General features: G+C 55.9%; 14 protein-coding genes and 2 tRNA genes. 10 read left to right on the top strand and 6 right to left on the bottom strand.

From position 1 onward, the window contains the following. Position 1 precedes the first annotated feature (1 nt). Positions 2–1246 carry an argininosuccinate synthase gene (locus VGK23_07135; protein ID HEY3420308.1) on the bottom strand — a complete coding sequence of 415 codons (1245 nt, stop codon included), beginning with the start codon at positions 1244–1246 and terminating at the stop codon, positions 2–4. A gap of 224 nt (positions 1247–1470) precedes the next feature. Here VGK23_07135 and argC point away from each other — a divergent pair, with 224 nt between their 5' ends. The 7 genes from argC to VGK23_07100 all read left to right on the top strand — a co-directional run bounded on the left by argC (position 1471) and on the right by VGK23_07100 (position 8352). Next, the gene (gene argC / locus VGK23_07130; protein HEY3420307.1) at positions 1471–2487 is read left to right on the top strand and encodes an N-acetyl-gamma-glutamyl-phosphate reductase; all 1017 of its coding nucleotides are present in this window, start codon (positions 1471–1473) and stop codon (positions 2485–2487) included. A 2-nt stretch (positions 2488–2489) separates the two neighbouring features. Further along, a complete protein-coding gene (gene argJ / locus VGK23_07125) occupies positions 2490–3716 on the top strand; it encodes a bifunctional ornithine acetyltransferase/N-acetylglutamate synthase (GenBank protein ID HEY3420306.1) in 1227 nt (408 codons plus the stop codon). Between the two features lie 8 nt (positions 3717–3724). Further along, complete coding sequence (argB, locus tag VGK23_07120) at positions 3725–4585, top strand: acetylglutamate kinase (protein HEY3420305.1); 861 nt, start codon at positions 3725–3727, stop codon at positions 4583–4585. A gap of 45 nt (positions 4586–4630) precedes the next feature. Next, complete coding sequence (locus VGK23_07115; GenBank protein ID HEY3420304.1) at positions 4631–5812, top strand: aspartate aminotransferase family protein; 1182 nt, start codon at positions 4631–4633, stop codon at positions 5810–5812. A gap of 58 nt (positions 5813–5870) precedes the next feature. Further along, positions 5871–6557 (top strand): ACT domain-containing protein, encoded by a 687-nt coding sequence (locus VGK23_07110; GenBank protein ID HEY3420303.1) that lies wholly within the window; start codon positions 5871–5873, stop codon positions 6555–6557. A gap of 81 nt (positions 6558–6638) precedes the next feature. Further along, complete coding sequence (locus VGK23_07105; GenBank protein HEY3420302.1) at positions 6639–8000, top strand: acetyl ornithine aminotransferase family protein; 1362 nt, start codon at positions 6639–6641, stop codon at positions 7998–8000. Positions 8001–8004: 4 nt separating this feature from the next. Further along, complete coding sequence (locus VGK23_07100) at positions 8005–8352, top strand: cupin domain-containing protein (protein HEY3420301.1); 348 nt, start codon at positions 8005–8007, stop codon at positions 8350–8352. An 18-nt stretch (positions 8353–8370) separates the two neighbouring features. On the opposite strand, the gene VGK23_07095 is transcribed toward VGK23_07100, so the two are convergent. The 4 genes from VGK23_07095 to VGK23_07080 all read right to left on the bottom strand — a co-directional run bounded on the left by VGK23_07095 (position 8371) and on the right by VGK23_07080 (position 10867). Then, complete coding sequence (locus VGK23_07095) at positions 8371–8577, bottom strand: hypothetical protein (GenBank protein ID HEY3420300.1); 207 nt, start codon at positions 8575–8577, stop codon at positions 8371–8373. 183 nt (positions 8578–8760) lie between these two features. Further along, positions 8761–8837, bottom strand: a tRNA-Thr gene (locus VGK23_07090). A 104-nt stretch (positions 8838–8941) separates the two neighbouring features. Beyond that, positions 8942–10366, bottom strand: coding sequence for a hypothetical protein (locus VGK23_07085; protein ID HEY3420299.1), 1425 nt, complete (start codon positions 10364–10366; stop codon positions 8942–8944). 99 nt (positions 10367–10465) lie between these two features. Next, the gene (locus VGK23_07080; protein HEY3420298.1) at positions 10466–10867 is read right to left on the bottom strand and encodes a hypothetical protein; all 402 of its coding nucleotides are present in this window, start codon (positions 10865–10867) and stop codon (positions 10466–10468) included. Between the two features lie 172 nt (positions 10868–11039). Here VGK23_07080 and VGK23_07075 point away from each other — a divergent pair, with 172 nt between their 5' ends. From VGK23_07075 to VGK23_07065, 3 genes are all read left to right on the top strand, one after another. After that, positions 11040–12155: a M42 family metallopeptidase gene (locus VGK23_07075; GenBank protein ID HEY3420297.1), complete on the top strand. Its 1116-nt coding sequence runs from the start codon at positions 11040–11042 to the stop codon at positions 12153–12155. A 165-nt stretch (positions 12156–12320) separates the two neighbouring features. After that, positions 12321–13076 (top strand): peptidylprolyl isomerase, encoded by a 756-nt coding sequence (locus VGK23_07070; GenBank protein HEY3420296.1) that lies wholly within the window; start codon positions 12321–12323, stop codon positions 13074–13076. A 57-nt stretch (positions 13077–13133) separates the two neighbouring features. Next, positions 13134–13208, top strand: a tRNA-Arg gene (locus tag VGK23_07065). 198 nt (positions 13209–13406) lie between these two features. Here the strand turns inward: VGK23_07065 and VGK23_07060 are convergent. Then, positions 13407–14003 (bottom strand): Ada metal-binding domain-containing protein, encoded by a 597-nt coding sequence (locus VGK23_07060; protein ID HEY3420295.1) that lies wholly within the window; start codon positions 14001–14003, stop codon positions 13407–13409. Between the last annotated feature and the right edge of the window lie 60 nt (positions 14004–14063).

Genomic DNA, 14063 nt, shown 5'->3' with positions numbered 1-14063 from the left:
CCTACTTCTTCAGCTTCTGGGTCGAGGCCACGTTCTTCAGCGGCAATCCCCAGACGTAAATGAATCCCTTGGCACAGCTGTGATCGAACTGGTCTCCCTTGGCGTACGTCGCCAGTCCATGGTCGTACAGCGAATATTTCGATTTCCTGCCGACGACACATGCACTTCCCTTGAAGAGCTTCACGCGGACGGTTCCGGTGACATATTCCTGGGTCGAGTCCATGAACGCATCAAGGGCGTCCTTCAGGGGAGAGAACCACAGGCCATCGTAGCAGAGCTCGGCATACCGCTGCTCGGAAAGCCGCTTGAAGTTGTTGACATCCTTGGTCAGAACCATTTTCTCAAGGTCCTTATGGGCCTCGATCAGAACGATCGCCGCCGGCGATTCATAGATCTCCCTGGACTTTATGCCAACCAGGCGGTCCTCCACCTGATCGATCCGGCCGACCCCGTTCTCGCCCGCCAGGACGTTGAGCTTCTCGATCAGGTCCACGGGGCTGTATTTCTTGCCGTCCAGAGAGACCGGAAGCCCCTTCTCGAACCCTATCTCCACATAGGTCGGCTTGTCCGGCGCCGCGGCCGGGCTCTTGGTCCACTCGAACGCATCTTCCGGGGGCTCCTGCCATGCATCCTCTAGGCATCCGCATTCGCAGGACCGCCCCCAGAGGTTCTCGTCGGTGCTGTATGGTGTGGCCTTCTTCACTTTAATGGGGATCTTGTTCTTCCGGGCATACTCGATCTCCTCCTCGCGGGTCATGACCCACTCGCGCATCGGGGCGATGATCTCGAGGTCCGGCGCCAGTGCTCCGATGGATACGTCAAAACGCACCTGGTCATTGCCCTTGGCGGTGCATCCATGGGCTATGTATTGGGCCTTCTCCTTCTTTGCCACGTCCACCAGGATCTTGGCGATGAGCGGCCTGGCGATGGAGGTGGCCATAGGATATGAGCCCATGTAGAGGGCGTTGGCCTTGAGGGCCTTGAAGACGTAGCTTTCGGCGAACTCCTTCTTGGCATCCACAGCGTAGGCTTTGACGGCACCGATGGTGTATGCCCGCTCGATCGCCTCATCCATCTGTCCCGGCTGTCCCACATCGACACCGACAGCGATCACGTCGACGTCGTACTTCTCCTGTAACCAGCGGATGGCCACCGAGGTGTCCAATCCGCCTGAGTAAGCAAGAACGACCTTCTTGCGTTCGGATGACTTGACCGATGATTTGCTAGTCTTTTTGCTGGGTGCCATGTGAATCTTTGTCGGTGAGCGGAGGGAGCTTATTAAGCGATGATGACAACAGAGGGACATTTGGGGCCTTGTCCGTCTTCTTTCGGACAAAATGAAAAACCCTTAGGCTGGCCATAGTTCCGACAGGGACAGGGGAGATTGCGATTGTCCCATTTGGGTCATCATGCTTAATAAACATCTTTCGTAATTCGGCAACTCTTCATAGTGTGATTGAGGACAGATTCATGATAAGTGCAGCGATAATCGGCGGTTCGGGGTATACTGGCGGGGAATTGGCCCGCCTGCTGTGTCGTCATCCGGAGATCAAGGTCCAGGCAATGACCTCCAGGCAGCATGCCGGGCTCAAGGTCGCCAAGGCACATCCGTTCCTGAACGGGTTTGTCGACCTCAACTTCACTGAGAAGCTCCAGGGGAACGACTACGATGTGGTGTTCACCGCTACTCCTCACGGGGCCTCAATGGACGTGGTGCCGGAGCTCACCGCTTCCGGTGTCAAGGTCATCGACCTTTCCGGGGACTACCGTCTGTTCGACCCGGAGCTCTATAAGAAATGGTATGGCCTGGATCACCGCGACCGGGAAAACCTTGCCAAAGCGGTCTATGGTATCCCCGAACTGTTCCGGGACAAGATCAAGGGAGCCGCTCTCGTGGCCAACCCTGGATGCTATCCCACCTGCTCATCCCTGGGACTTGCCCCGCTTTTCGCCAACGGCCTGGTCGAGGAAAGGGTCATCATCGATGCCAAGAGCGGGACGTCGGGCGCAGGGGCCGAACCCACCAAGGCCACCCATCATCCGAACTGCGGTGCCAGCCTGACCCCCTATAAGGTCGGATCGCACCGTCACATGCCCGAGATCAAGATGATACTGGAAAGGCTCTCCGGATCGCCGGTCGAGCTCATATTCACGCCGCACCTGGTTCCTGTGGTCAGGGGTATGCTATGCACATCCTACCCGCGCCTGAAGGAACCGATGACCAAGGAGGAGATCGTTTCATTGTATCATGATTTCTATTCCGGTTCGCGCTTCGTCAAATTCGAACCGATTCCCACCATGCAATCGGTGGCCGGATCCAATTTCGTAGAGATCGGGTTCGAGGTCGTGGGAGAACTCAATCTGGTAGTAATGAGCACGCTGGACAACCTGGTGAAGGGAGCGTCCGGCCAAGCGATCCAGAACTGTAACATCATGTTCGGTCTGGACGAGAAAACGGGACTGGATTTCCCGGGACTGGGGGTTTGAAAATGGAAATAATTGAAGGCGGGATCACCTCGCCGAAGGGATTCAAGGCGGCAGGCATTCACTGCGGCATCAAGAAAGAGAAGCTGGACCTCGCCGTCATATATTCAGAGCGGCCAGCCCGCTGCGCCCTGGCCTATACTCAGAACCGCGTTCGCGCCGCTCCCATAGAGGTCATGATGAAGAAGGACCCCAGCATGTTGCAGGCCCTGATAGTCAACTCCGGCAATGCTAACGCCATCACCGGGCCTCGCGGACTGTTCGATGCGAACCAGATGATCTCCGGGTTGGCCACTGAACTGAAGCTAAAGGAGGAACTGGTGGGCATAGCCTCCACCGGGGTCATCTCCCGTTTCCTGCCCATGGACAAGGTCATGAGCGGGATCCCGCTGGCGGTCAAGCAGCTCGGACAGGGCAAGGATGCTGATCTGGCCGCTGCCCGGGCCATCATGACCACGGACACCGTTGAGAAGCAGGCGGCCTGCAAGGTCACCTTGAAGGATGGAACCGTGGTCACCATCGCCGGTATAACCAAAGGCAGCGGCATGATATCGCCGAACGTCAAGGTGCTCCATGCCACCACGCTGTCGTTCATCACCACCGATGCCATGCTGGAGAAGAACGTCAACAGGCAGTGGCAGGAGATGATGGACCAGTCGTTCAACGTCATCAGCGTGGACGGGGACCAGAGCACCAACGACATCTCGATCCTGATGGCCAACGGGTGCGCCGGAGGAGCGGCAGCAGACAACGACGCCGTATTCTGGGATGGCGTGCGCTATGTGGCGCAGATGCTGGCCAAGAAGGTGGTCATCGACGGGGAAGGGGCCACCAAGCTCATCGAGGTCAGGGTCACCGGTGCCAAGGACCCAAAGGAGGCCAGGCTCGCCGCCAAAGGCATCATCTCATCAAATCTGGTGAAGACCGCGGTGTTCGGGGCAGACCCGAACTTCGGCAGGATACTGTCGGCCCTGGGCAATTCAGGCGCGGATTTCAAACTGGATGAGGTGGTCCTCAAATTGAGCGACGACGAGACCACCGTGACGCTGTTCGAACACGGTTCTCCCACCATGATACCCGGGACCCAATCGGAGATCGACGTGAGAAAGGTCCTCTCAGGCAAGAAGGTCATCATGGAACTGTATCTGGCGGTCGGCTTTTCATCGGGCGAGGCATGGGGCTGCGATCTGACGTACGATTACGTGAAGATCAACGCCATGTACACTACCTGAGGGGTCACATGGCCATCAACGGTTCGGAGTATCCACGGGCACAGGAGCTACGGGGCAAGACGGTCGTCATCAAGTTCGGCGGCAGCTCCCTCGGCGGGGCCAACGACCAGGGCCGTTTCAGCCGGGACATCGCTCTGTTGGTGTCGCTGGGGGTCAGACCGGTCATCGTCCACGGCGGCGGCCCGGAGATCACCGAGGAGATGAAGAAGAACGGTCTGCCGGTGCGGAAGGTGCTGGGGCTGAGGGTCACCGATGACAACACGCTCATGGTGGCGAAGACCGTCCTGGGTCGGATCAACGATTCCCTGGTCTCCTCCATACGAGAGGAGGGGGTCAAGGCGATAGGGCTGGCGGGATCAGAGTGTGGAACGATCATGTGCCGCAAGATGGGCCCGGTCACCGGCATCGAGAACGGTTCCGAGGTCGTGGCCGACCTGGGTCACGTGGGCGAGGTCGTTTCCGTAGACCCAAGGTCCATCGAATGGCTCGCCGGACTGGGCTTCGTTCCGGTCATCTACTCGATATGCGCCGACGACGAAGGGCATCTGTACAATGTCAACGCAGACACCGCGGCGGCCCACGTGGCCAGGGCGGTCCGGGCGGCCGAGTTCCTTCTGGTGACCGATGTTCCCGGCCTCATGAGGGAGTTCGGGAACCTTGATTCGGTCATACGGGAGATAAGAACGGAAGAGGTGGCCCAGCTGGTCGCCGATGGGATCGTCAAGGAAGGGATGATCCCCAAGCTGGAAGCCTGCTGCCTTGCCGTTACGAAGGGGGGCACAGCGAACATCATCTGCGGGAAAGACCCCGAGGCGATCGTGGCCCAGCTCCTGGTGGGAGAGAACCGGGGCACCCGGATAAAACCTTAGACCTGAGGATAAATATCAGAGGCATTAATCATACAAGTGATCGACATGGATTTCGAAGAAGTCAAGTTACTAAGTTCAGCATACCTATTCCAGAACTACGGCCGCGAGGACATCTGTTTCTCTCGCGGGGAGAAGGAGTTCCTCTACGACCTGGAGGGGAACCGTTATACCGATTACGTGGCCGGCATCGCGGTCAACGCCCTGGGACACAACCATCCAGCGCTGGTGAGGGCCATATCCGAACAGGCCCAAAAGATGATCCACGTGTCGAACCTTTACTACGTTCAGGAACAGGCCGATCTGGGGGAGGCGATCGCATCGATAGTGCCCAGTCCGTTGGGGGTCTCCATGTTCGTCAACAGCGGGGCCGAGGCGAACGAAGCGGCGCTGAAGCTGGCCTCCAAGGCCACCGGGCGGAAGCAATTCGTGGCCTGCAAGAACTCCTTCCACGGCCGCACGGCGGGTGCGCTTTCCGCGACCGGTCAGGTGAAATATCAGACCGGTTTCGAGCCATTGCTGTCGCAGGCCTTCTCCTTCGTCCCTTTCAATGACCCAGAGGCCATGAAGACGGCCGTGACCAAGGAAACCGCCGGGGTCATGCTGGAACCGGTTCAAGGGGAGGGAGGTGTCCTGTCCGCCACGCGCGAGTTCGTCAAGACCGCCCGGGACGTCTGCAGCGACACCGGCGCGCTGTTGATCATCGATGAGGTACAGACCGGCATGGGACGCACGGGCAAATGGTTCGGTTTCCAGCATTTCAACATAGTGCCGGACATGATCACCCTGGCCAAAGCGCTTGGCGGGGGCGTTCCCATCGGTGCCCTGGTCTCCACAAGGGAGATATCCAAGGCATTCACCCCTGGGTCGCACGGGACCACTTTCGGCGGGAACCCTCTCGCCTGCGCGGCCGCCTGCGCGGTCATCGACACCATGAAGAAGGATAAACTGGTGGAGCGCTCGGCCGAACTTGGCGATAGGTGGCGTTCCGACCTGGCAAAGATCGTTTCCGGTCACGAGGTCGTAAAGGACGTTCGTGGCATCGGTCTGATGACCGGTATCGAGATGGGTGACAAGGCAAAAGAGTTCCAGAGGTACGGGCTGGAAAGGCGGCTCCTGATCAATGTGGCCGCCGCCAAGGTGGTACGGGTGGTGCCTCCACTGATCATCTCCGACGCCTCGGTGAGGGTCTTCAACGATTCTTTGGAGTCGTTCCTCTCCGGCCAATGAGCAATGTGTCTAAAAACAGACATGCTCAAATATCTCTTTTATTATATGTTTGACTTACATGAAAGAACAGGCTCCCAAGGAGAGCATAGCTGAAAAGACCAGGGCCTATATCGACGCCCATCCAAGCATCAAGGACTGCATCTCCAAGGATCTCATCAATTACTCATCGCTCGCAAGACTGATCATGAAGGACCTCAGCGTGAAGAACGAGGAGGCGGTCATGATAGCCTGCAGGCGTTATTCGGTGAAGCTCTCTAAGAAGGACCACGAGAAGGATGTCCTCAAGATATTGGGCAACAGCCGCCTGGAGGTCAAGACCAAGGTCTGCGCCGTCACAGCCAAGAACGACTGGACCGTGCTTCATAAGCTGGAGACCATCTTCCAGAGGCTGATCAACGAGAAGGCCATCATGCAGGTGATCCAGGGCGCTCATGCCATTACCATCATCGCCGACGAGAAGCTCAAGAACGAGGTCGTGAACGCGGTGGGCAAGGAGAACGTGCTCAGGGTGCGCCCAAGTCTGGTGGAGATATCCGTCAAGTCCCCGGAGAAGATCATGGAGACGAGCGGCGTCTTCTCATATCTTTCCTCCAACCTGTCCGAGAACAACGTCAACGTGGCTGAGTCCGTCTCCTGCTACACCGATACCATCTTCATCGTGGACGAGAAGGATATGATACACGCCTACGAGATACTCTCCAAGATGATCGCCAGCGCTGAACTGGCGGAAGGCATCGAAGAGTAGCGCGGGCGGCAGCGCCCTCGTCCCAAAACGCCACTGGACGGTCTCCGGCAAAGCATCAAATAATGTTGGCTACGATTATCGTTGGTCTGGACGACGGAGCGCGATACATTGGAGAAAGTTCCCAACATAATCGTCGAACCACCGGGGCCGAATGCAAAAAAGATAATCGAGATGGACAACGAGTTCGTTGCCACCTCGACCAAGGCGGCACCGATAGCGGTGGAGAGCGCTTCCGGTGCCGTGATCCGCGATGTCGACGGGAACACGCTCCTGGACTTCGCCAGCGGTGTGGCGGTGTTGAACATCGGCCACTGCCATCCGAAGGTGGTCAAGGCGGTGCAGGAGCAGGCGGCAAAACTGATGCACTTCGCCGGGACCGATTATTACTATGATATCCAGTCCGAACTGGCCAAACGTCTCTGCCAGGTGGGTCCGGGACATTACAAGAAGAAGATATTCTTTTCCAACTCCGGAGCCGAGTCGATCGAAGCGGCAATGAAGCTTGCCAGATGGAACAGGCCAGACCGGAAACAATTCATCGCCTTCATCGGGGCGTTCCATGGTCGAACATTGGGATCGCTCTCCCTCACGGCGTCGAAGAGGGTGCAGAGGGAACGATATGCTCCGATGATACCTGGCGTCACTCACATTCCTTATGCTTACTGCTACCGGTGCCCGTACCATCTGGAATATCCTTCATGCGGTATCTGGTGCGCAGACATCCTGAAGGAGATATATTTCGATACCATCACCCCGCCGGAGGAGGTGGCAGCCCTTTTCATGGAACCGGTCCAGGGAGAGGGGGGCTACATCGTCCCGCCGGTCGGTTGGGCGAAGAAGATCTATGACATCATCAACAAGGAAGGCATCCTGCTGGTGGACGACGAGGTGCAGGCTGGCATGGGCCGTTCGGGCAAGATGTGGTGCATCGAGCACCACGGCATCGAGCCAGATGTGGCGTGTATGGCGAAATCGCTCGGCTCCGGCCTGCCGATCGCCGCCACCACCTTCCGGTCCGAACTGGATTGGAAGGTAAAGGGCGCTCACTCCAACACCTACGGCGGCAACTGCGTCGCCTGCGCGTCGGCGATGGCCACCCTTGACGTCTACGAGGAGGAAGGCATCGTGGACATGGCGGCCAAGAAAGGGGTCCACCTCAGGAAGCGCCTCGAAGAGATGCAGGACAGGTATGAGCAGATCGGGGACGTCCGCGGATTCGGCATGATGCAGGCGATCGAGCTGGTCGAGGACCGGAAGAGCAAGACCCCCGCCTGCAGGCTACGCGATAAGGTGGACGAGCTATGCATGAAGCGCGGCCTGATAACCCTGGGTTGCGGCAAGTCCGGCATCCGGGTCATACCGCCGATCATAACCCCGTTGGAACAGATCGATGCTGGGTTGGACGTATTGGAAAAAGCGATAGGGGATGCGGTCCGGAAGTAGCGAGATGAAGCACTTCAAGCATGATGCGGCCAAGGTCGTGCCGGGGGAAGGATACACGAAGAAGGTGCTGATCGACGAATCGGCTCTGGGCATTCCCGGCTCTTTCATCCAGGAGGTGGAGTTCCGCAGAGGGGAGACCGTCCGCCAGCATCATCATCGATACCAGACGGAGATCTTCTACGCCCTTGACGAAGCGCCGTTCCTCATCAATGGAATGAAAGTGACCATGAGTCCAGGCGATATTTTGGTATGTGAGCCCGGAGATGTCCATGGTAACCCGGTGATCTCGCACGACTTCAGGATACTGGTCTTGAAGGTCGGGTTCCGTGAGAACGACATCTATTGGGACTAAGGTCCCAACGGTCAGATCTCAATTTTTCTTCTTCTTACGCGATTTTCTAAGAGCCATTTCATCCACACCGCTGTCTTCCATGATCTTGCAGATGGTGCCGTCCCTTTCCGAGACCCAATATCGGAATCCTTCCAATCCCGGTTCGTGGTCCATGCTCGCGGTCCATACTTTGCCCAGATATTCCTTTTCTACATCAGCCAGCGGTCTCTTCTCATTTGTTTTCATTGTAAATAGTCCTTGTTATTCTCTAGGACGGCTAGGAATGCACTATTACTAATCTATTCGCATCAACGTTTCTCTTTAAATGTTGTCCGGAGGGAAATTGACAGGGTTAAAAGGAGTGTTTACAGATACTCCCGTCGGACGGCGGTAACACGATGAATGGCGGATGATGGTTTTAGAAGACTATGGAGCCACCAGGGAGATTCGAACTCCCGGCCTGCTGATTACAAGTCAGCCGCTCAACCGGGCTGAGCTATGGTGGCCTTGTCCCTCGTAATGGCATCAAGGATAAAATGGTTTATCCCATGAATCCCGACAAAGAGCCACCATCATCGAGCGCGTCAACATCATTCCGATATGCGTTCCATCATTTCTTTCCAGTCGCCTTTTTCTTGGGAGAAGGGCCAACCTCTTCCCGAGCCCTTCTTCTTTTCCTGCCTGCCCAAACCATCCTACCGTAGACACCGACCACAATGAGGTCGAAAGCAATTATGATTACGATTATGATGGTGCTGCCGCCGACATTGTTAGGATGGCCCAAAGCCACAATGGTGGACCCGAGGCTATAGTAGACCGCCTGGTCCGGGCTCAACAACACCCTGCTGTAATCGGACCCTAGCTTACCGACATTGTATTCCCAGACCGTTGATCCGTCAGCCTGCACCCTTTTGATGGAAGTACCATCGCTTACCAGGATGCCTCCGTCGGTGAACGTCGCCCAGATCACTCCAAGGTATGGTCCCTGCCATCTGACGGTCCCGTTAGGATCGATGGCATAGGTATGGTTGCCGATGATGTCCCCGCAATAGATGATCCCGTCCCGGTCCACGATAGCGTCCTGCCCTACCCAGTATCCGGCCGTGAAATTGTTCGGGTTATCCGAATGTGCAAGCACGGTCTTCCAGACCTGGCCTCCGTCGGAGACGTTGTTGGCATACAGACCGATGACCGAGGTCTCGTTATCCGTGAAGGTCCGCCTGACCTCATATTGTACTCCGTCTCTCTTGCTCGATTGGCCAGGAGATGATCCAGGAACGAAATCCGCCTTCTGGATGTATCCGGAGGTACCGTTCTTGAAGATACCGATCTCGTACGTTCCACCTCCATCATACGCGTTCATCACGAAGGTCCCATTCGAACTGATCCGCGGATCTTGGATGGCCATATCGGGCAAAGGCCGGTCTATCTGCCACAGCTCGGTCCCGTTGTTCGATATCTCGATGATGGTATCGAGCAGGGTGACATAAGTCCCGGTAGCGCTGTCATATTCGCTGTTGTAATGATGGGCGATGACGGTCCCGTCGGGGTAGATGGCCAGAATAGAGAGGGTGCCGTTCTCGACCAGGTAACTCCACCTATAGTCACCATTACTGTCCAATGAGGTGAGATTGTACCACCCTCCCTTGCTCGTGTCATCCATCCAATATGTGATGTAAGGCCAATCGACATAGTAGAATCTTCCATCTGGTCCCTGGACGGGATAGGGTTGAGCATTGACCCCGGTCCTCCACTTGAGGTTCCCATCTTGATTAAAGGCCATGAAATAGTTGGGATAATAGCTCTGAGTCTCAAAGGCATATATCGTACCGTCGTCACCTTGGTACATGAGACTCATATTGGACGGTTTGCCTGCGAGATCGTTCTCGCCGAACCTCCATATCTCCCTCATGCCTCCAGTCTTGATATCGGAATAGGCCAGGAAAGCAGCGAGCATCGCCGTCGAGACCAGTAGTATGACGATCAGTATGGTCAGTCCACTGATCGCCCGTCGATTGCCTTTCAATTTGTTCAATGAGGAATGATTCTGACCGTGTGATATTTAATAATTGAGTCCGACACCAATTTTTCAATTCGGCCAAAATGGCCGGGCCGATGGGTCAATGCATCTTGATCATTCAGACATGTTCGATCGATCGATTTCCATCTCGGCTCTTATCCATTCGAACACCTCGAGGGTCTGGCTCAGGATGGTGGCGGCATATTGCTGTTCGTCCTCTCGTTTCTTGAGCAGGAGCGGATACCTTCCGGTCCGGTCAATGTCACTGCAGGAATCGATCAGGTGCTTTGGCATGTTCAGGTCCCTGGCGGTTCTCTCGATCCCTCCTTCTGACAACGGAATCCCTTTCACGTTCGCCAGAAGAACGATGCCGATCAGCATGGCCATTCGGCAATGGAGCAGGACGAACCGGCAGCGTCCGATGCCGTAGACCTCATAGGCACCCTCCATCTCATACCAGGCGTCTTCCATCGCGGCCTCTTTGAGGTCGCCCAATGATTGATTCGTTATCGTCATCGTCATCAACATCTGGGAGGGGGCCCGTATACGCCTTTGATAGAAACACACTGCGATAAGGCTGGATGTAGGGCACGTGTCCTCGGCCATGGACCAATGTATTTATCGGATGAGCTGGATTTCAGCAATACAGCAGCAGGGTGAGGAAACTTATCGTGGTCTGGCGATTCCAATGGACAAAAAATCTCTAAAAATGATCGAAGGACTGTGCAACGCTCCCGGACCATCAGGTTTCGAAAGGAGCGTCGCTCTCATGTGCAAAGACTACGCCTCCGAGTTCGCCGACAAGGTCTATAATGACAACATCGGCAATCTGATGTTCGAGAAGGTAGGCGATGATGGCCCGACCATCCTGTTCGCTGCCCATATGGATGAATGCGGCTTCATCGTGACCGGCATCGAGTCTCATGGATATCTCACTTTCAACCAGTTGGGCGGCTGGTTCGACCAGGTGCTTCTGGGTCAGCGCGTGTTGGTCATGACCAACAAGGGCCCCATCAACGGCGTCATAGCCTGCAAACCACCCCATCTGATGGAGTCCGAGGAGCTGAAGAAGGTGGTCACCAAGGACAAGATGTTCATAGACGTCGGATGCGCGAACAAGGAAGAGGCCGAGGAATGCGGGGTCAGGCTCGGGGACTGCGTGGTGCCGGACAGCCAGTTCCGCTGGTTCACCAAGACCGCGTTCAAGGACGGCAAGAAGGCCGGCAAAAGGACCTTGGCCATGGGCAAGGCGTTCGATGACCGTTTGGGCGTCTGCACCGTCCTTGACACATTGCGGTCCATCAAGGAAGGCGGGATCCATCATCCGAACAAGGTGGTGGCGGCGTGCACGGTCCAGGAAGAGGTAGGCACCCGCGGGGCGAAGACCGTGGCCAATAGCGTGCGTCCCGATGTGGCGATCATAGTCGACGTGGACATCGCCGGTGACGTTCCTGGCATCGACCCCATCCTGGCCCCGGCACGGATGGGTTGCGGGTTGGCCATTACCATCTGGGACGGGGGAATGATACCCAATCAGCCATTGAAGGAGCTGGTGTTCTCGATCTGCAAGAAAAAGAAGATACCTTACCAGTTATCCTATGTCAAAGGAGGCAGCACTGACGGGATGGCGATCCATGTTGCCAACACAGGCGTTCCGACGATAGCGGTGGGGATACCGGTCAGGCATATCCACTCGCATGTTGGCGTTTTCGACCTCCAGGACCAGGAGAACTCGGTCAAGCTCTGCCTTGAGCTCGCCAAAGCTCTGGACCGAGAAACGGTGGAGTCGCTCACGAAGATATGAGCTATGGCCATCACATTCTCCAGGAGGGCGATTTCGATCGGCTAGAAAAATGCCCGGATTTTGACCCTGACGAAGGACTTTCAGGCTTGGTGGACACCAAAACTTATAAGAACAATCATGGATTGAAGGGAGTCAAATCAGACGACTAATTTCATGGTGAATTTCATGTCAACTGAAAACTCTGCACAGGTTGCCAAGGGCGACATCATCAGGATCGAGTACAACGCATGGACCGTCGACACCAACGAAATGATCGACACCACGAAGGAGGAGAGCGCCAAGGAAGCAGGTATCTTCAACGAGAAGTTCACCTACGCCCCGATGCCTCTGCTCGTCGGCGGTGGCCGCATCTTCGAGGGACTGGACGAGGCCCTGATCGGGGCCGAGGTCGGCAAGGAGACCGAGGTCATCATCCCGCCAGAGAAGGCGGCCGGACCAAGGGACCCGAAGCTGGTCGAGGTGCACTCGGTACGCGAGTTCCTGAAGCAGGACGTCGAGCCGCACCCGGGCATGGAGGTCACCATGCACAACAAGACCGGCATAGTCACATCGGTCTCCGCCGGCCGTGTCAAGGTCGATTTCAACAGGCGCTTCGCTGGGCAATCCCTGAAATACGTCTTCACCATCGTTGAGAAGATCGAGGGCGACGAGAACAAGGTCAAGGCGATGCTCGAGATGGACTACGGTACATCGGAAGGATTCGTCATCACCAAGGAAGAAGACGTCGTCAAGCTGGTCCTCCCGGACGTATGCAAGTACGATTCCAAATGGACCATGGCCAAGTACAAGGTCGTAGCCGACCTCCGCGAGCTCTTCGGAAAGGTCACTGTCGACCTGATCGAGGAGTACGTCAAGAAGGACGAGGCCAAGGCCGAAGAGAAGGCCCCTGAGGAGCTCGGCTCCGAAGAGGACAAGAGCTGAATTTCAGTTCCCTATCTCCCCTTGCATGTTGAAACGCTTTACCAAACTCCTTTCGATGGACGAGTGGCCTAGCATGGATATGGCAGCAGCCTCCTAAGCTGCAGGTCAGGGGTTCGAATCCCCTCTCGTCCGCCTCTAATTATTGCCATTAATCTCAAATAGTTACTAATAACGCAATTTCACATCTGGATGATGTAATGCGTGTAATTTATTTGGTAACCGGGTAACCTTAGCGGTTGGATATTGGCTGATCATTTCTTGATCGGTCCAATGGAAGACAGTATGTTGGCTCTTATCCTCGTATTTTCGGTTTCATCCGCTACTCTCGATCTATCGGTTATTCCTATCCACTGATTCCGCCCTTGGCCGGTGGGTTCTAGACTCGGACGGGGTCCGGCCATACTTGGCCTTGTAGGACGCATAGAAGCTCGATACGCTCCCGAATCCACATTCGGAGGCGATCTGGAGCATGCTCTTGTCTGATCCCTGGAGCAGTCTCTCGGCCTTTGACACTCTCAGCTCATTGATGTATTTCGAAGGGGTGGTGTGATACTCACGATGGAATTGACGGGCCACTCGGTTCTGATGGACGTCGAGCCGTTCCAGCTCAGCGGATAGGCGTTCCCGGTCATCGAAATAGCGGTCGCATACCTTCTTTAACTGGTCGATAGTGGAGTTATCTCTATCCTGTCCAGAAAGATCTGGCTTGCAGCGCTTGCATGGCCGGAAACCCCTTTCCTCGGCCTTCTCTGCACTATCAAAGAACTCCACGTTCTTCCTGAGAGGTATCTTTGATCTGCACGAAGGCCGGCAATAAACCCCGGTCGTTCTCACTCCGTAGAAGAAAACGCCATCGAAGACTGCATCTCCCTTCTGAACTGCATCCCATCTCTGTTGCTCAAGAGGGTCTGAGGCGTTTCTCCGCATTATTGATCTCCTGCCGTTCCGTTGTCACTAATATTCCCTCCATATATTCAATTCAATCTA

It is taken from the genome of Methanomassiliicoccales archaeon (genome assembly GCA_036504055.1).
Taxonomy (GTDB): Archaea; Thermoplasmatota; Thermoplasmata; order Methanomassiliicoccales; family UBA472; genus DASXVU01.
Note: the sequence above shows the minus strand (reverse complement) of the source record. Positions and strands in the feature narration are given on the sequence as shown.

What these genes read in the sequence shown, in the direction of transcription:
- VGK23_07115 (HEY3420304.1), top strand. Translation starts at nt 4,631, where the DNA reads ATGGATTTCGAAGAAGTCAAGTTACTAAGTTCAGCATACCTATTCCAG.
- VGK23_07075 (HEY3420297.1), top strand. Translation starts at nt 11,040, where the DNA reads ATGGACAAAAAATCTCTAAAAATGATCGAAGGACTGTGCAACGCTCCC.
- VGK23_07070 (HEY3420296.1), top strand. Translation starts at nt 12,321, where the DNA reads ATGTCAACTGAAAACTCTGCACAGGTTGCCAAGGGCGACATCATCAGG.
- VGK23_07110 (HEY3420303.1), top strand. Translation starts at nt 5,871, where the DNA reads ATGAAAGAACAGGCTCCCAAGGAGAGCATAGCTGAAAAGACCAGGGCC.
- argJ (HEY3420306.1), top strand. Translation starts at nt 2,490, where the DNA reads ATGGAAATAATTGAAGGCGGGATCACCTCGCCGAAGGGATTCAAGGCG.
- VGK23_07060 (HEY3420295.1), bottom strand. Translation starts at nt 14,003, where the DNA reads ATGCGGAGAAACGCCTCAGACCCTCTTGAGCAACAGAGATGGGATGCA.
- VGK23_07100 (HEY3420301.1), top strand. Translation starts at nt 8,005, where the DNA reads ATGAAGCACTTCAAGCATGATGCGGCCAAGGTCGTGCCGGGGGAAGGA.
- argC (HEY3420307.1), top strand. Translation starts at nt 1,471, where the DNA reads ATGATAAGTGCAGCGATAATCGGCGGTTCGGGGTATACTGGCGGGGAA.
- VGK23_07135 (HEY3420308.1), bottom strand. Translation starts at nt 1,246, where the DNA reads ATGGCACCCAGCAAAAAGACTAGCAAATCATCGGTCAAGTCATCCGAA.
- VGK23_07080 (HEY3420298.1), bottom strand. Translation starts at nt 10,867, where the DNA reads ATGACGATAACGAATCAATCATTGGGCGACCTCAAAGAGGCCGCGATG.
- argB (HEY3420305.1), top strand. Translation starts at nt 3,725, where the DNA reads ATGGCCATCAACGGTTCGGAGTATCCACGGGCACAGGAGCTACGGGGC.
- VGK23_07095 (HEY3420300.1), bottom strand. Translation starts at nt 8,577, where the DNA reads ATGAAAACAAATGAGAAGAGACCGCTGGCTGATGTAGAAAAGGAATAT.